This window comes from Pedomonas mirosovicensis (genome assembly GCF_022569295.1).
Lineage (GTDB): Bacteria > Pseudomonadota > Alphaproteobacteria > Sphingomonadales > Sphingomonadaceae > Pedomonas > Pedomonas mirosovicensis.
In genome coordinates this window covers 2,029,835-2,045,595 of record NZ_JAKFIA010000001.1, presented here as the reverse complement: position 1 = coordinate 2,045,595, position 15,761 = coordinate 2,029,835, and the positions used below count along the sequence as shown (strand labels likewise).

13 protein-coding genes and 1 pseudogene are annotated in these 15,761 nt (G+C 64.6%); 6 read left to right on the top strand and 8 right to left on the bottom strand.

Annotated features, from left to right (window positions below):
- Nucleotides 1–5: 5 nt before the first annotated feature.
- On the bottom strand, nt 6–659 hold the full coding sequence (locus L0C21_RS09695) for a TetR/AcrR family transcriptional regulator (RefSeq protein ID WP_259278160.1): 654 nt from the start codon (nt 657–659) through the stop codon (nt 6–8).
- 78 nt (nt 660–737) lie between these two features.
- Here L0C21_RS09695 and L0C21_RS09690 point away from each other — a divergent pair, with 78 nt between their 5' ends.
- On the top strand, nt 738–1,142 hold the full coding sequence (locus L0C21_RS09690; protein ID WP_259278159.1) for a cupin domain-containing protein: 405 nt from the start codon (nt 738–740) through the stop codon (nt 1,140–1,142).
- An 88-nt stretch (nt 1,143–1,230) separates the two neighbouring features.
- Here the strand turns inward: L0C21_RS09690 and L0C21_RS09685 are convergent, their stop codons facing one another.
- Both L0C21_RS09685 and L0C21_RS09680 read right to left on the bottom strand, forming a co-directional pair.
- Nucleotides 1,231–2,682 (bottom strand): M20/M25/M40 family metallo-hydrolase, encoded by a 1,452-nt coding sequence (locus L0C21_RS09685; RefSeq protein ID WP_259278158.1) that lies wholly within the window; start codon nt 2,680–2,682, stop codon nt 1,231–1,233.
- 44 nt (nt 2,683–2,726) lie between these two features.
- The gene (locus L0C21_RS09680) at nt 2,727–3,059 is read right to left on the bottom strand and encodes a hypothetical protein (RefSeq protein ID WP_259278157.1); all 333 of its coding nucleotides are present in this window, start codon (nt 3,057–3,059) and stop codon (nt 2,727–2,729) included.
- 119 nt (nt 3,060–3,178) lie between these two features.
- On the opposite strand from L0C21_RS09680, the gene ettA reads away from it, so the two are divergent.
- Together ettA and cml are read left to right on the top strand one after the other, a co-directional pair.
- Nucleotides 3,179–4,855: an energy-dependent translational throttle protein EttA gene (ettA, locus tag L0C21_RS09675; RefSeq protein WP_259278156.1), complete on the top strand. Its 1,677-nt coding sequence runs from the start codon at nt 3,179–3,181 to the stop codon at nt 4,853–4,855.
- 217 nt (nt 4,856–5,072) lie between these two features.
- Nucleotides 5,073–6,248, top strand: a pseudogene (cml, locus tag L0C21_RS09670) (CmlA/FloR family chloramphenicol efflux MFS transporter); the annotation flags it as partial.
- Between the two features lie 111 nt (nt 6,249–6,359).
- Here the strand turns inward: cml and L0C21_RS09665 are convergent.
- The 5 genes from L0C21_RS09665 to L0C21_RS09645 all read right to left on the bottom strand — a co-directional run bounded on the left by L0C21_RS09665 (nt 6,360) and on the right by L0C21_RS09645 (nt 11,074).
- On the bottom strand, nt 6,360–7,007 hold the full coding sequence (locus L0C21_RS09665) for a TadE family protein (protein WP_259278155.1): 648 nt from the start codon (nt 7,005–7,007) through the stop codon (nt 6,360–6,362).
- A 20-nt stretch (nt 7,008–7,027) separates the two neighbouring features.
- Nucleotides 7,028–7,615, bottom strand: a complete 588-nt coding sequence (locus tag L0C21_RS09660) for a TadE/TadG family type IV pilus assembly protein (protein ID WP_259278154.1) — start codon at nt 7,613–7,615, stop codon at nt 7,028–7,030.
- A gap of 12 nt (nt 7,616–7,627) precedes the next feature.
- Nucleotides 7,628–9,460: a pilus assembly protein gene (locus L0C21_RS09655; protein WP_259278153.1), complete on the bottom strand. Its 1,833-nt coding sequence runs from the start codon at nt 9,458–9,460 to the stop codon at nt 7,628–7,630.
- Nucleotides 9,461–9,708: 248 nt separating this feature from the next.
- Nucleotides 9,709–10,653 carry an MlaA family lipoprotein gene (locus tag L0C21_RS09650; protein ID WP_259278152.1) on the bottom strand — a complete coding sequence of 315 codons (945 nt, stop codon included), beginning with the start codon at nt 10,651–10,653 and terminating at the stop codon, nt 9,709–9,711.
- Between the two features lie 124 nt (nt 10,654–10,777).
- Nucleotides 10,778–11,074, bottom strand: a complete 297-nt coding sequence (locus L0C21_RS09645; protein WP_259278151.1) for a chorismate mutase — start codon at nt 11,072–11,074, stop codon at nt 10,778–10,780.
- Between the two features lie 399 nt (nt 11,075–11,473).
- Here L0C21_RS09645 and L0C21_RS09640 point away from each other — a divergent pair, with 399 nt between their 5' ends.
- The 3 genes from L0C21_RS09640 (at nt 11,474) to L0C21_RS09630 (ending at nt 15,761) form a co-directional block, all read left to right on the top strand.
- Nucleotides 11,474–12,493 (top strand): polyprenyl synthetase family protein, encoded by a 1,020-nt coding sequence (locus tag L0C21_RS09640; protein WP_259278150.1) that lies wholly within the window; start codon nt 11,474–11,476, stop codon nt 12,491–12,493.
- 218 nt (nt 12,494–12,711) lie between these two features.
- Nucleotides 12,712–15,183 carry an ATP-dependent helicase HrpB gene (hrpB, locus tag L0C21_RS09635; RefSeq protein ID WP_259278857.1) on the top strand — a complete coding sequence of 824 codons (2,472 nt, stop codon included), beginning with the start codon at nt 12,712–12,714 and terminating at the stop codon, nt 15,181–15,183.
- Nucleotides 15,184–15,359: 176 nt separating this feature from the next.
- Nucleotides 15,360–15,761: a MaoC family dehydratase gene (locus L0C21_RS09630; protein WP_259278149.1), complete on the top strand. Its 402-nt coding sequence runs from the start codon at nt 15,360–15,362 to the stop codon at nt 15,759–15,761.

The following is a 15,761-nucleotide window of genomic DNA, read 5'->3' as shown; positions in this document are numbered from 1 at the left end:
TGGCCTCAACGTGGACTCGTGGATGGCGCTGGCGCGGGCAGGCCGATACAGGCGGCGAGGATGCGCAGAATTTCCTGCTCGATAACTCTGGTTGCTAGCAGGTCGGGCCGCTGAATGACGACCATGTGGCAAAGCGCTTCGAGGGTCGTCTCAAGCAGCTGGGCCTCAAGCGCTGGGTCGCGGTCGGGTGGCAACTGTGCCGCGTGTTTGCACAAATAGGCTTCGATCAGCTGTGTGATGCGGCGACTGGTATCCATGACCTCGGCCATGCGACCGACCCGCGGCACCTGTTCGGCCAAGATCTTGTGGAGCGCCGGGGCGATACGATGGGTATCGAGCCCAACGCGCACGAGCGAGCGCAGCCCTTCCTCCAAAGGTGCGGCGGCCGGGTCCGCAAGGGCCTGTGCAACCGCCGCTACGATCCGCTCGGTGTGGCGCTCGATCAGCGCGGCAATCAGGGCCTCCTTATTGGGGAAATACTGGTAGAGCGAGCCAATACTCACCCCTGCCCGGTCGGCGATGCGGGCGGTCGTGGCGTGCTCGTAGCCGTGGTTGAGCAAAACCTGAGCGGTGGCCTCCAAAAGCATGTCAACTGTAGCTCGGGCACGGGCCTGTCGAGGCAGTTTTCTGGGATTGGTGTCAACCGGGCCCGCACTCATGACCACACTCCGGAATGCGATTGGTCAAATGTGATGAAATATTCACATAATGGGCCTTCGGAAGCAATGGAGGCAGCAATGACAGGCAAGTGCAGGAAAGGAGCCGTATTCAACCCGAGCCAATGTCTGGAGACCGTCACGGCAGCGGACGGTCCGCGTTTTCTGGTGGACTACGGACTCGGTGGAACGGCGAAACTTGGCGTGATCCGGCTGCAAGCGGATGGGCGTGAGAACATGTGGGAACGCCATCCGCAGGGCGACGAGTTGCTGATCATCCTTGCGGGCCGCCTTACGATGACCATGAAAAGCGAGGGATGCGAGGGCGGTCTGGCAGACTATCCGCTCGGGCCGGGGGATGTGCTGTTTGTGCCCCGAGGCGTACCGCACGCGGCAGAGTTACATACGGAAGAGGTCCAGATCCTGTTCCTGTCGCCGGTCCAAGGAACCGAGGTCTGGCACGAAGTGGTCGCAAGGGTAGGCTGAAGACCAGGACTTGGACATCGAGCGGTCGATGCACGAAGGGCCACGGCGGATGCCGTGGCCCTTCGTTTGGTTGGCAATGCAACCGGTCTTAGTTGCTGCCGGTCGCGGTGCCCTGGCCCTCGGCCACCAGCTTCTGGCGGTAGTCGCCATCCAGCTCGGCGGCCAGGTAGGTGAAGGTCACGTAGGCCGCGGCCGTCTGATTGATGCGCTTGCGCTCGATGCGATCAATCGTGTCGTCCGGCGTGTGGTGGGTATCGAAGTAATCGCTCCCCTCCAGCGCCAGGTTCACCACTGGCACGCCCAGCTGCATCATCGGGCCGATGTCCGGACCACCCGAGGCGGCGTTGTCGCCCCGGTAGATGCCAAGCGGGGTCAGGGCATTCTGGATGCGGACGATGGACGGATGCTTGGGGTCCGCCACGCGGGTGTTGAAGGCGTAGACCGGGCCCTGGCCAAAGTCCGCCTCGGTGGCGAGGATGTGCTTGTCCATTTCAGCCTTGTGCGCCTCGGCATAGGCCTTGGCGCCGAGCAGGCCGTATTCCTCCGCGCCGAACAGAACGACACGGATGGTGCGCTTGGGCCGCTGCGGCAGGTCGCGGATCAGCTTGGCGGCAGTGGTGACGATGGCGACGCCCGCGCCGTCGTCGATCGCGCCGGTGCCCAGATCCCAGCTGTCGAGGTGCGCGCCGATGAGGATGATCTCATCCGGCTTCTCGCGGCCCTTGACCTCGGCAATGACGTTCTGGCTGGTCACGGTGCCGGGGTTGCTGGGGGTGAGCTTCAGCTTCACCTTGACCGTGTGGCCCTTGGCGGCGAGGCGCTCGATCTGCTCCACGTCCGGCGGGGAAAGGGCGGCGGCCGGAATCTTGGTCACGCCATCCTGGTAGGTTTGCGAGCCGGTGTGCGGGAAACGGTGGTCGTGCGTGCCGAGCGAGCGGATCATGTAGGCCACCGCGCCGCGCTTGGCGGCCTCGGATGCGCCGCTGCGGCGAATCTGGCCGGCCGCGCCGTAGCCGCTGCCATCCTGCACGCGCACGGTCTGTTCGGCGACGAGCGCGATCTTGCCCTTCAGCGAGCCTGCCGGAGCGTCGAGGAGGTCAGCGTAGCGCTTGAAGATCACCACTTCGGCCTCGATGCCCTCCGGCGGGGTGGCAACGCTGGTGCCAAGCGCGGTCACGACAAGCGGCTGGGGCGTCGGGCCGGTGATCTCGGCCTTTTCCTCGCCGCGCAGCCAGCCGGCCATGGTGAAGGGCTCGAGCCGCACGTTTTCGAAGCCGAGCTTCTCCAGCCGGGCCTTGGCCCAGTCGGCAGCGCGCTTCTCGGCGGCAGTGCCGGCCAGGCGCGGGCCGAGTTCGGTGGTCAGGTCGGTGACGATCTGCATCGGCAGGTCGCTGGCCAGCGCCTTGGCCGCCAGGGCTTGGGCAACAGCGTCGGGCGACTGAGCGGCCGGGCTTGCCGCCACGGCCGGGGCGGCCGTCACCGCCACGGAACTGACGCCCAGAAGCAGGGCGCCGAGAGCAGGTAAGATATGATTTCGCATGCGTAAGCCTCCATCTGAGGCTTACGTTAGAAGGGGTTGTGGGTTTACCGCAACGCCTGATTGGAAGCGCGTGTCTGGTTGGGCGCACGGGCAGGCAGCAGTTGCAACCGCGCAACGGCGGCGCGGCTTGCCGCCTGGGCCTGCCACTGGGCGATCATGCTCAGAGCCGCGCCAAGAACAGCGCCTGCAAGACCGAATGCGCCGACGAGCATCGCCAGGGTCCAGAAGCCGCCACCCAGCACGAGGTATCCGAGGTTGGCGATGTTTTCGGACAGGCAGATGGCCAGCAGAACCCATCCGCCCAAGGCGCCGAGGGCAGAATGACGGAGCGCCGCAAAAACCAGGGGCGGAAAGGCCTGAAAGGGAGAGGCGCGCATACGGGGTCTCCTCGTCCGCTCAGAAGCCGGATGCCATCTTGCCACATGGTCGCGGGTTGTGGAGTGGCGCTGCGTTCGCTATCTGAACCCGACAACTGCCGCCAGACATCAGGACATCCATGAGCTATCAATACGTTTACGTCATGAAAAACTTGTCCAAGACCTACCCGGGCGGGAAACAGGTCTTGAACAACATAACGCTCAGCTTCCTGCCTGGTGCCAAGATTGCCATTATCGGCGTCAACGGTGCGGGTAAGTCGACGCTCATGAAGATCATGGGCGGGCTGGACACGGAATACACCGGCGAGGCCTGGGCCGCCGATGGCGCGCGCGTGGGCTATCTGTCGCAGGAGCCGGAACTCGACCCCACCAAGGACGTGCGCGGCAACGTGATGGACGGCGTGCGCGCGGTGGCCGACCTCATCGAGCGCTACAACGAGATCGCCGCCAAGATGGGCGACCCCGGCCCGGACGACGACTTCGACGCGCTCATGACCGAAATGGGCGAGCTGCAGGAAAAGATCGACGCGGTGGATGGCTGGACGCTCGACAACCAGTTGGAAATCGCCATGGACGCGCTGCGCTGCCCGCCGGCGGACGCAGACGTGACCAAGCTTTCGGGCGGTGAGAAGCGCCGCGTGGCGCTGTGCCGCCTGCTCTTGGAAAAGCCGGACCTCTTGCTGCTCGATGAGCCGACCAACCACCTGGACGCGGAATCCGTGGCGTGGCTGGAAAAGCATCTTCAGGAATACAAGGGCACGGTGATCCTCGTCACCCACGACCGCTACTTCCTCGATAATGTGGTCTCCTGGGTGCTGGAGCTGGATCGCGGCCGGGGCATTCCGTTCGAGGGCAACTACTCGATGTGGCTGGAGGCCAAGCAGAAGCGCCTGTCGCAGGAAGAGCGCGAGGAAGAGGCCAAGCAGAAGGCGATCGCGGACGAGCTGGAGTGGATCCGCTCCAACCCGAAGGCGCGTCAGGCCAAGTCCAAGGCGCGTATCAAGGCGTTCGACGAGTTGGTGAAGGCGCAGAGCGAACGCGCGCCGGGCCGGGCGCAGATCCTCATCCAGACGCCGCAGCGCCTGGGCGATACGGTAATCGAGGTGGAAAACCTCTCCAAGGCGTTCGGCGACAAGGTGCTGATCGACAACCTGTCGTTCAGCCTGCCGCCGGGCGGCATCGTCGGCGTCATCGGCCCCAACGGCGCGGGCAAGACCACGCTGTTCCGCATGCTGCTGGGCCAGGAACAGCCGGATGCGGGCACCATCCGCGTCGGTGAGACGGTGCAGCTGGGCTATGTGGACCAGAGCCGCGACGCGCTCGACCCCAATAAGACGGTGTGGGAAGAGGTCTCCGGCGGGAACGACATGTTCTACTTCGGCAAGCACCAGTTCTCGACCCGCGCTTACGTCGGCGCGTTCAACTTCCGGGGCCCCGACCAGCAGAAGAAGGTGGGCCAGCTTTCGGGCGGTGAGCGCAACCGCGTGCACATGGCCAAGATGCTGGCGCGGGGCGGCAACGTGCTGTTCCTCGACGAGCCGACCAACGACCTGGACGTGGAAACCCTGCGCGCGCTGGAAGAGGCGCTGGAGAATTTCGCGGGCTGCGCCGTGGTCATCAGCCACGATCGCTTCTTCCTCGATCGTCTGGCCACCCACATCCTCGCCTTCGAGGGCGACAGCCATGTGGAGTGGTTCGAGGGCAACTTCCAGGCCTATGAGGAGGACCGTGTGCGCCGTCTGGGCGAGGAAGCGACCCGTCCGCACCGCATCACGTATAAGAAGCTGACCCGCTAAACGGGTTGGACGAGACGCTGATCCACTGGATTTGGCGCGAGGCCGGGGCTATGCTCCGGCCTCTGTTTTTTTAGGCACCGGGCATGAGCACCGCGAAGACAGCAGACAGGTAAGCCGCAGCAACCCGCATTCCTCATGGTTGTTGCGGCGCTTCTCGCAGAGGCTTTTCTCTGAAAGGAGAGCGCCGCCGAATTCCTGATTCTAAGGAGTTGGCTTCGTGCGCTCACAGAATTTTTCCTGGCGGTACTCGCTGACCGCCACGCTTTTCCTGTTGTCACCCTTTGATCTTCTCGCCTCGCTGGGCATGGACATGTACCTGCCGGTGGTGCGCTCCATGACGACGGCGCTGAAGGCGGACAGCACACTCATTCAGTTGACCCTGACGGTTTACCTCGTGCTGATCGGGGCGGGGCAGCTGATCTTTGGGCCGTTGTCGGACCGGTTTGGCCGCAGGCCGGTCTTGCTCGGCGGGGGGCTTGCCTATATCGCCGCCTCGTTGGGGCTGGCGCTGACCGGTGAGCCGCTGACGTTTCTTGCGCTGCGAACGCTGCAGGCCTGCGGCGCATCCGCCTGCCTGGTCGCCACCTTCGCAACGGTGCGTGATGTTTATGCCGGGCGCGAGGAAAGCAATGTCATTTACGGGCTGCTCGGCTCGATGCTGGCGATGGTGCCGGTTGTAGGCCCGCTGCTCGGCACGCTTCTGAACGCATGGCTTGGCTGGCGGGCCATCTTCATCGCGCTGGGTCTTGCCATGCTGTGCGCGATCGCAACGGCCTGGCGGCTATGGCCCGAAACGCGCGAACAGGATGGAGCAAGCGTGCAGTGGCGGCATTTGCTGCTGCCGCTGCGGCATCTCAATTTCTGGCACTACACGCTGGGCTACAGCGCGGCCATGGGGGCTTTCTTCGTTTATTTCTCCACGTCCCCCTGGCTGCTGATGGAGCGGCACGGGCTGTCGCCAATGGCGTTCAGCCTGCTGTTTGCAACCGTTGCCATCGCGATGATGGTGGCGGCACGGGCCATGGCCCGTCTGGCTCCGCGCTGGGGCGCCTCGCGTATGCTCTGCGCGGCGATGGCTTGCCTGATGGCAGGTGGCGTTTTGCTGGCGGCCAGCGAAGTGTGGATGCCGTTTTTCCTGCCGGGCTTCATCGCGCCCATGTGGCTGGTGGGCTTCGGCATCGCCATGGCGGTCTCTGTCGCGCCCAACGGCGCATTGCGCGGGTTCGACCACATCGCAGGCACGGTGACGGCTGTTTATTTCTGCCTGGGCGGCCTGGTTCTGGGCGGTCTGGGAACGCTGCTTTTGGCGGTGCTGCCAGCCGGCACCCACTGGCCGATCGCGGCCTATTGCCTGGGGCTACCCGCTTTGGTGCTGGCGCTATCCCGCTTTAACAGAAAGGAGCAACGGCTGTCGCAGCAGGGCGGAGGCTAATCAGCCGCTCCACTGGAAAGAGCAGGCCCGGCGCGCCGGCACCGGGCCTGCCCTGTTGGGCAGCAGCTTCGATCAGACCGGATAACCCTTGTCGTTGTACTGCGTGACGTTGGTGCCGCAGTTGGATTTGGGCGTTGTCTCGTCCGCCGTAATGACGCCGAAGCTGAGCGCGCGCGGCATGTAAACCGCCACCTGGGTGATTTCTGTATTTTCTGGAAACAGCGCGTCGAACAGCAAGGGCTTGTAGGCCATGCTGGCCTGGGCGACGACCGTGATGGCATCCGTCTCCAGTGTGATGTTGCGCGGCAGGACGACGTTCTTGTTGTTTGAGGAGCCGATCTCGCTGACAAAGTCCGTCCGCTTGCCGTCGCAGCGCTGCCAGAGAATGGTATTGCCCACATAGGAGCCGCCGCCGCGCACGGCGGTTATGTAGACGCGGCCGTTCTCCAGAATGTTCAGCGGGTCCGTCACCATGTTGGCGGCGAGGAACAGGTCGGAGATCTGGCCTTCCAGCACGCCGACAGGGGATTGCGCCGTCAAGTCCGCCATCATGGTGGCGACGCGCGTCACCTTCATCTTCGCCATGATGTAGTTGGCGAGTTCCAGTCCGCCCGTCATCAGCAACATGAGAATGGGCGCGACGAACGCCAGTTCAATGACGCCAAGGCCACTCGTGTCGCGCCGCAGGCGGCGCAGGAATTTTCGGAGGCTGACGATCATGGGGCCTGTGCCTTGGTTCCTCACTCTTCGCATTTATAGGGCTCGTTGCGCGCAACGGTGCTGGCTTCCAGGGTAATCCAGTCCCGCCCGCCCAGCAGGGGCAGGTTGAGAAACAGGGTAGGGGCCTGGAACTCGGCGGTATAGACGACCACATCGCCCGGCCCGCCCAGATCGCCCACCTTGCCGCGGTCCTCCGACCATTGGCCATCGCCGTTGATATCGGTGTAGGAGTCGCCTGGATCGTAGCGGCCGTTGTTGTTCAGGTCGTTGGTCAGCGGCTCGGGCTTGCCGACCCCGCCGAAGCCGCCTTCTCCGGCGTAGGAGCGGGCTTCCACCGTGAGCGTGGAGCCGTTGATGTTGTATGGCGCCATGGCCCGGCGGATTTCCTCCTCGATCATCTGTGACCGATCGGTCGAGCAGCCCGCCGATTTGGTGATGGCATCGCGCGCCGCGTCGCGCACCGCGCCAACGAGGCTGGCTCGCTTGAGCGTCTGGTAGCCGATATCAAACCCGCCCAGCAGCAGCATGGCGATGATGGGAAAGGTAAAAGCGAACTCGACGAGGTAAGCGCCGCTCTCATCCCGCCAAAGGGCGCGAAGGAATTTCACGTCCTCGCCTCCCTATTTCACGAGATGGAGCTGGACCAGATCGACCGCGATGCTGTGGAAAGCGTTCTCCAGCGCGGTGGGATCGGCCGTATCGAAGAAATAGCGCGGGCTGGTGGCGCAGGTGCGATAGATCTCGCGGGTTTGCTGGTCATTCCCATCGATCTTGAAGGCGATGGTGTAGACGCGGATGCCGTCCTGACGGGCAGCCTCGCAAACTTTCAGAAGGCGCAGTTCCATCTGGTCCCGGGCCTCTCCGCTGTTCCACGGCAGTTCGCTGGTCAGCGCCTTCTCCTGCGGAAGGCGATAGGCGGTATAATAGCCGTGACCGATCTTGAGCGGCAGACCCTGATCGTCCGTCGCTTCGCGGACAATTTCGCGGTAGCTTCCGCTATCCTTCAGGTAATCGTCTACGTTGAGGTAGTTCACGTTGCCGTCGGTCATGAGAATGATGGCCTCGACCTCGGGCTTGCCCTGGGGATTGTCCGGCACGATGTTCTTGAACAGGTGAGGGGCGCGCAACATGCGGTAAGCCCAGGCCATGCCAAGGTTGCTGTGCGTACCCCAGCCCGGAAGGACAGCGTGGTTGTTGTTGTCGATCCAGGTCTTCAAGGTGTCAGGATTTGCCCCCCAAGAAGGAGGCAAGGATTCTGCGGGGCAGTCGGCATTGGGCGAGGGGCTGGTTTTATTGGCTGGATTCCAGACGACAGGATTGTCCCAGTTGGTTCTCCAGTAGCCATTCTGGTAATATTGATACCTTTGCCAGTTGTCATCGCTATCGTCTCTGGCGCGCAAGAGTTCGGGGTTGATGGTCCCATCCGACTTCAGGATGTCTTGCCGGGCGAGTTTGTAATAGCCGTTGTACCAGGTCTCCATCGTGCGCTTCCAGATGCCGTTGTTCAGGTCATCGCCCAGCAGGTAGAGGTTGCTTGGCAACAACGGCGGCGACAGCTGCGGCATGTAGAGGGGAGCGCCGGCTTCGCCGGGGGTGGCGGCGTTGGTGTCGTAGGCCTCGGCTTCCATGACGGTGGTCGGCGTATTGAGATCCTGCACGGTATAGGCGCTCTCGATGCAGCCCGCCCAGCGCAGGGGATTGCTATAGGAGGGGCGGCTGTCCGTGAACGGCGGCATCTCGTGGATGTACTGGCTCTTCAGCAGCCAGCCGACATTGACGGTGGTGGTATAAGGGACCATGCCAATGGCGATGGAATCCTGAGCCTCCGGATCGCCCGCGTAGACCGTATCGATGAACGACTTGGCCGCCTGTCGCAGCGCCTGGATGCGGGTCATGCCGCCGCCGCCATCGTAACGCATGGAGCCGGTGTTATCGAGAACGAGGATGGCCTCGAGCGCATTGAACTTCTTGCCGGTGGCGACCTCTGCCTCGGCATTCAGCGTGAAGTGATCGAACCTGTCGCCCAGGATGTGCAGGAAGAAGGTGGGCATCTGCACCTGGGCTTCCAGATGCAGGTTAACCTCGTCTGCAAAGGCAGGGTCGGGCGCCTGTTCCGGCGTGATGACAAACCGGGTCCGGGTCGTCCGCATGTAGCCATCGGGGAAGTTGGCCTTGAAGTAGCGCTCGATTTCCGCGTCGCGCTTCGCCGTGTCCCCGGTCACCGTGCCGCCCGCCAGGACCGCCGCGTCCACCGCCGCGCGCAGCTGGGACTTGACCATATAGGCCGCGCCCACATCAACCGACGCGCCGATGACGCCGAGCAACGGAACAAGCCCGGCTGCAACCATGGGGAGGGTATTGCCGCCGCGATCCGCCAGCAGACGGCGCAGGCCGCGGCATTTGGTTGACGCGCGAAAGAAACGGGAAGGCAGGGCCGCACGTCGGAGGCTCATGGCGATTCCTCGGCTAGTCGGTTGCAGGCCAATGGCAGCAAGAAGACATGCCACTCCAGACCACGGGACACTCTACTGGAGGTGCGTTAACGGTCTGCAAACGGGCACCGTTAAGATCAGGCGGAGCCCCGTTAACCGTGCCGAGACGATGAAATCGCGCGCCAAAACGCAAAACTCCCGCCCAGGCGGCCGGATCTGACGGGCGTGGGCGGGAGAGTCTCTTGCGATCGTTCTGTTGGCGAAGAGCCTTATTCGGCTGCCGGAGGCGTCGGCGAAGGCTCCTGCGCCGACGAGCCCGGCGTTTCTTGCGTGTCCGGGGCCGGCTGGGCGGCGGGAGCGCTGTCATCGGGCGTAGTCGCGCCATTGCCGTTCTCCGGCGTCGGTGTTGCCGGCGTCACCGCGCCCTGCGCGGGCGCCGAGAGAACATCAGAGGGCAGCGGCGCCGCATCCGTATCGTCGCCGAAGATATCCTCTTCCTCGGATGGGGCGCTGATGGCTCCGTCCGAAATGGCGAAGGCGCGGTTCTGCTTGTAGGCCGAGCGAATGAAGACATACGGGTCATCCGAGCTGTCCAGCAGCGGGTCGATGGTGTCGATGGCATTGGAGCGCATATCGACGACACGGACGGCAAAAGTGCCGTAATAGGCCTCCTTGCCCAGTTCCTGCTCGATGACGATGCTGGCCGGATCGCCGACGAACTGAACCACGTCGCCCACGAAGTCGCGCGGGTTGGACGGGCCGAGGAACGGCAGGACAAGGTAGGGACCTTCCGGCACGCCCCAGGTGGCGAGGGTCTGGCCGAAGTCTTCATGGTGGGCCTTGACCCCAAGATCGGTGGCCGGATCGGTGAGACCCGCGATGCCGATGGTGGTGTTGATGAGGAAACGGCCGAGCGCGTTCACCGCCACATCCGGCTTGGCCTGGAGGAGGGCGTTGATGAAGGTGAACGGCTCGCGCAGGTTGCTGAGGAAGTTGGTGACGCCCTTGCGGACCGGCTTCGGCGTGATGGCGCGGTAGCCCTTGGCCACCGGCTTCAGGAAGAGCCGGTCCACCTCCATGTTAAACTCATGGATGGAGCGGTTGGTCTCCTCGAAAGGATCATCCTCGGCAGCGCGGACAGGCCCGGTCAGCGAGATGGACAGCGCCAACATCGCGGCCGTGCCAACAAGCAGCGTGCGCCCGTTTGCGGTCATGGGAAGCCCTTTCGAATACCAGGTTAAACAAAACGCCTGAATGAACCCAACCAAGGCCATACGCTTCAGCACTCAGCTTGTTGCGGGGCTGCGTGGGACGATGGGAGGCGCCTCTCACATAGGATCAGGATTTCGGCTGTGCAACGTCACTTTGCAACCGTTCGTGGTGGCGGATCACTTCGTCGATGATAAATCTCAGAAATTTCTCGGAGAATTCAGGGTCGAGGTTGGCATCCTGCGCCAGGCGGCGCAGGCGGGCCACCTGCTGGGACTCGCGATTGGGGTCGGCGGGCGGCAGGCCGGCCTTGGCCTTGTAGGCTCCCACCTTCTGCGTCACCTTGAAGCGTTCGGCCAGGAGGTAAACCAGAGCAGCGTCAATGTTGTCGATGCTCTCGCGGTAGGCGGCCAGCGTGTCGTCCATGGTGCGTTTCTCCTTCGGGCCGGGCGACAAAAAATGGTGCCCTGACGTGACTGTCTTGGCGGATGAGCCTGACCGTATCCTGAGCAAATTGCGGCGAATCGTCGCTTTGCACTGGACAGACCGGGCATGTTCCCCAGGGGCGTTTAGGGCGTTGTATCCATTCGAACCAGCATTGCTAGAGGGGAAAGTGCCGTCAACGCCCGTATAACAGGGCTGCGCCGTGACTGCTGGTCCGGTATAGACTATGGCGGCGCAGGGCGGTCGAAGATAACCAAAGCCTATTAAAATGGCTCGAAAACCGGCTGCGACCAGCGCGATGGCGAGGTGTGATGCGGTTGTCGCGTGACTTCGGTGAAAAGCATGGCTACACGCTGCTGCTAAGATCTATGGAGTGACGGTGTGACAGCAAGCATCCAACCTTTGCGCGCAGAATACGCCAAGGCGCCCAGCATTGACCGGCTGTTGGCGCTGGTCGGGCAGGATTTGGAAGCCGTCAATCAGATCATCATCGAGCGTATGCAAAGCCCGGTGGCGATGATCCCCGAACTGGCGGGTCACCTCATTGCCTCGGGCGGCAAGCGGCTGCGTCCGATGCTCCTGCTCGCCTCAGCCAAGCTGCTGGGATATGAAGGCACGCGGCATCACAAGCTGGCTGCCAGCGTCGAGTTCATTCACACGGCAACGCTGCTGCATGATGATGTGGTGGACGGCTCCAACCTGCGCCGCGGGCGCAAGACCGCCAACATTATCTGGGGCAACCAGCCGAGCGTGCTGGTGGGCGACTTCCTCTTCGGCCGCTCGTTCGAACTGATGGTGGAGGACGGCTCGCTGCGCGTGCTGCGGATCCTGAGCCAGGTGGCCGCCATCATGGCCCAGGGCGAGGTGGACCAGCTGACCACCGCCCGCGACGTGGAGACCACCGAGGAGCGCTACCTCGACGTCATCACCGCCAAGACGGCCGTGCTGTTCGCCGCCTCCTGCCAGGTGGCCGCCGCCATCATGGAGAAGGACGAGGCGACCGAATCCGCGCTGGAAGCCTATGGGCGCTACCTCGGCATCGCCTTCCAGCTGGTGGACGATGCCCTGGACTACGCCTCGGATTCCGATGTGATGGGCAAGGCGGTGGGCGACGACTTCCGCGAGGGCAAGGTCACGCTGCCGACGATTCTGGCCTACCAGCGCGGCAGCGAGGAAGAGCGCGAGTTCTGGCGCCGCACCATCGGCCGCCTGAAACAGGAGCCGGAAGACCTCACCCGCGCGATCGCGACGATGAACCGCCATGGGGCGATCCGCGATACGCTGGCTCGTGCCCGCCAGTATGGCGACATGGCCAAGGAGGCACTGGCCGCTCTGCCGGACGGCGAGGCCAAGGACTGCCTGATCGAGACCGTGGACTTCGCCATCGCGCGGGCTTTCTGACACCCGCCGGTCGTTCAATTAAGGCAGGAGGGGTTTGCTCCTCCTGCACCTCCCATTCGTATTTCGGGCCGCGCCTTCTGAAGATCTGAAGGCAGAAGGCAGAAGGCAGAAGGCATTTATCCAGCAAGCGCGGGAAACACGGCCGAAAAACGAAAGGAGTGCAGAGGAACGAGTTCCTCTGCAAAATGAAAAACAAAACGTGTTAACTCCCGCGCATGATGACGTCTCTGCCGATCGATGCGGTCCTTCCCGAACTGACCGCCGCCTTGCGCGCACACGCCAACGCCGTGCTCGTTGCCCCGCCTGGCGCGGGCAAGACGACGCGCGTGCCGCTGGTGCTGATGAACGAGCCGTGGGCAAGGGACGGCAAGATCCTCGTCCTCAGTCCGCGCCGCCTTGCCGCGCGCGCCGCCGCCACCCGCATGGCCGAAACGCTCGGCGAGGCGGTGGGGCAGACGGTTGGCTATCGCGTGCGGCTGGAATCGAGGGTAAACGCCAAAACGCGCATTGAAGTCGTCACCGAAGGTGTGTTCACGCGCCTTGTGCAGGACAACCCGGAACTACCTGGAATTTCTGCGGTTTTGTTCGATGAGTTCCACGAGCGCTCGCTAGATGCGGACCTCGGCCTTGCGCTGGCGCTCGAAGCTCAGGGCGTGTTGCGGCCGGACGTGCGGCTGGTGCCGATGTCGGCAACGCTGGACGGGGCACGGATCGCTAATTTGCTGGGCGATGCGCCGGTCATCCACTCCGAAGGGCGCAGCTACCCGGTCGAGACCCGCTATCTGGGGCGGGATGCCGCCGTTCATATGGAAACGCAGGTGGCAAAGGCCATCCGCGCGGCCCTGCGGGAGGAGACGGGGAGTATCCTCGTCTTCCTGCCGGGCGCGGCCGAGATCAACCGGGTGGCGACCCTGCTGAGAGACGAGGGCGTACCGGGCGATACGGACGTGCACACCCTCTACGGTGCGATGGAAGCGGGCGCGCAGCGGGCGGCGATCGCGCCTGCGGAAAAGGGCAGGCGCAAGGTGGTGCTGGCGACTTCCATCGCCGAGACCAGCCTCACCATCGAGGGCGTGCGGGTGGTGATCGACTCCGGCCTTGCCCGCAAGCCCAAGTATGAGCCCGGAACGGGCCTCACCCGTCTCGTCACCGAACGGGCGAGCCAGGCGGCAGTCACGCAGCGCGCCGGTCGCGCCGGGCGCACCGCACCGGGCGTCGCCTGGCGGCTATGGGAGGAGGGGCAGACCCGCGCCCTGCCGCCGTTCGACCGGCCGGAGATTCTGGAAGCCGACCTCTCCGGCCTCGCGCTGGACCTCGCTCTATGGGGGGTAAGCGATCCCAACCAGCTCACCTGGCTCGATCCGCCGCCCGCCGCCGCCTATGCGGAAGCGCGGGAGCTGCTGGCCGAGCTGGACGCCATCGATGCCACGGGCAAGGTGACGCCGCACGGGGCAAGGCTTGCCAAGCTGCCGCTCGCGCCGCGCCTTGCCCACATGGTGGTGATGGCGGCCGAGGAAGGGCCAGAGCAGGGATTGGGCCTGCTGGCCGCCGAGATCGCCGTGCTCTTGGGCGAGCAGGGGCTGGGCGGGAACGACGTTGACCTGCGCCACCGCCTGTCCCGCTGGCGGCGGGAGAGCGGCAAGCGCGCCGAGCAAGCCCGGCAGATGGCCCGCCGTTGGGCGAAAATGGTGGGGGCGGACGACACGCCAGCCGATCCCGAACAAGCGGGCCGGGTGCTGGCGTTGGCTTACCCCGACCGGGTAGCGATTGCCCGGCCCGGCCAGCGGGGCAGTTTTGTGCTTGCCAACGGGCGCGGCGGGCAGCTCGACCCGGCGGATTCGCTGGCGGGCGAGGCGGGGCTGGCGGTGGCGGTCGTCACCGGCGCGGCGGACCGGGCCCGCATCCTCTTGGCCGCGCCGCTCGACCCGGCTGAACTGCCGGGCCTGTTCCCCGGCCATGTGGCGGAAAGCACGGACGTGCGCTTCGATGCAAACAGCGGTGCGTTGCGCGCCCGCCAGATCCGCCGCTTCGGCAAACTGGTGCTGGGCGAGACGCCGCTGCCCAAGCCCGCCCCTGAGGTGGTGATGGAGGCCTGGCGCGGGGTATTCCAGCGCGAAGGGCTCGCACGCCTGCCGTGGACGGGGGCGCAGGCCCGCCTGCGCGAGCGCGTCGCCTTCATGCGCGCGGCAGACCCGGACAACTGGCCGGACCTGTCGGATGATGCCCTGATGGTGCAGTTCGACGACGGCCTCGGCCCCATGCTCTCCACCAAGATGCGGCTCAGTAAAATCACGCCCGATGATCTGGACGGGGTGATCGCCGCCTTCCTGCCGTGGGACCTGAAGCGCCGCCTTGAAGACCTCGTGCCGGACCGCATGAGCACCCCGGCGGGCACCAGCCACGCTATCGACTACGGCGCGTCGGGTGGCCCGGCTGTCGAGGTGCGGGTGCAGGAACTGTTCGGCCTGACTCGGCATCCAAGCGTGGCCGGTGGCCGCGTGCCGCTGACGCTGGTGCTGCTGTCGCCCGCCCATCGGCCGATCCAGACGACGAAGGACCTGCCCGGCTTCTGGCAGGGTTCCTGGGCGCAGGTGAAGGCTGAAATGAAAGGCCGGTATCCCAAGCATCCCTGGCCGGACGACCCCGCCGCCGCGCCGCCCACCACCCGCGCCAAGCCGCGCGGAACCTGAGCATTCACCCTTATGCCCCCCAACAGGGGGCCGGTTGCCCACCCGTTGGGCCTGTGGCGTTGTTTCCTGCAAGCGGTATGGTGTGCGCGGCGGATAGCCCGGCAACGGACGGGGAGAGGAAAGCGTGGCGCTGAGCGTGGCGGAGCTTAAGGCCCTTGAAGGCCAGCTTCTGGGGGGTGTCTGATTGGACTCTGGTGGATCAGCCGCTGATCGATCGCTTCGCGGAGGTGACACGGGACTTTCAGTTCATTCATGTCGATGAGGCGCGGGCGAAGGCCACGCCGCTGGGCGGCACCATCGCCCACGGCATGCTGACCCTCTCGCTGTTGCCCGGCATGGCCGAAGGGGTAATCCCGCCGCTGGCGGGTGGCCGCATGACCATCAACTACGGCTTCAACCGGGTGCGGTTTCTGAATCCGGTGCGGAGCGGCAAGCAGGTGCGGGGGCGGTTCACGCTCCGCGCGGTCGATGACAGCCAGGCGGGGCGGGTGATGGTCACGTTTGACGCGACCGTTGAGATCGAGGGCGAAGACAAGCCGGCGCTGGTCGCGGAGTGGGTGGGGCTTACCATTCTCTGA

What these genes read in the sequence shown, in the direction of transcription:
- L0C21_RS09695 (WP_259278160.1), bottom strand. Translation starts at nt 659, where the DNA reads ATGAGTGCGGGCCCGGTTGACACCAATCCCAGAAAACTGCCTCGACAG.
- L0C21_RS09690 (WP_259278159.1), top strand. Translation starts at nt 738, where the DNA reads ATGACAGGCAAGTGCAGGAAAGGAGCCGTATTCAACCCGAGCCAATGT.
- L0C21_RS09685 (WP_259278158.1), bottom strand. Translation starts at nt 2,682, where the DNA reads ATGCGAAATCATATCTTACCTGCTCTCGGCGCCCTGCTTCTGGGCGTC.
- L0C21_RS09680 (WP_259278157.1), bottom strand. Translation starts at nt 3,059, where the DNA reads ATGCGCGCCTCTCCCTTTCAGGCCTTTCCGCCCCTGGTTTTTGCGGCG.
- ettA (WP_259278156.1), top strand. Translation starts at nt 3,179, where the DNA reads ATGAGCTATCAATACGTTTACGTCATGAAAAACTTGTCCAAGACCTAC.
- L0C21_RS09665 (WP_259278155.1), bottom strand. Translation starts at nt 7,007, where the DNA reads ATGATCGTCAGCCTCCGAAAATTCCTGCGCCGCCTGCGGCGCGACACG.
- L0C21_RS09655 (WP_259278153.1), bottom strand. Translation starts at nt 9,460, where the DNA reads ATGAGCCTCCGACGTGCGGCCCTGCCTTCCCGTTTCTTTCGCGCGTCA.
- L0C21_RS09650 (WP_259278152.1), bottom strand. Translation starts at nt 10,653, where the DNA reads ATGACCGCAAACGGGCGCACGCTGCTTGTTGGCACGGCCGCGATGTTG.
- L0C21_RS09645 (WP_259278151.1), bottom strand. Translation starts at nt 11,074, where the DNA reads ATGGACGACACGCTGGCCGCCTACCGCGAGAGCATCGACAACATTGAC.
- hrpB (WP_259278857.1), top strand. Translation starts at nt 12,712, where the DNA reads ATGACGTCTCTGCCGATCGATGCGGTCCTTCCCGAACTGACCGCCGCC.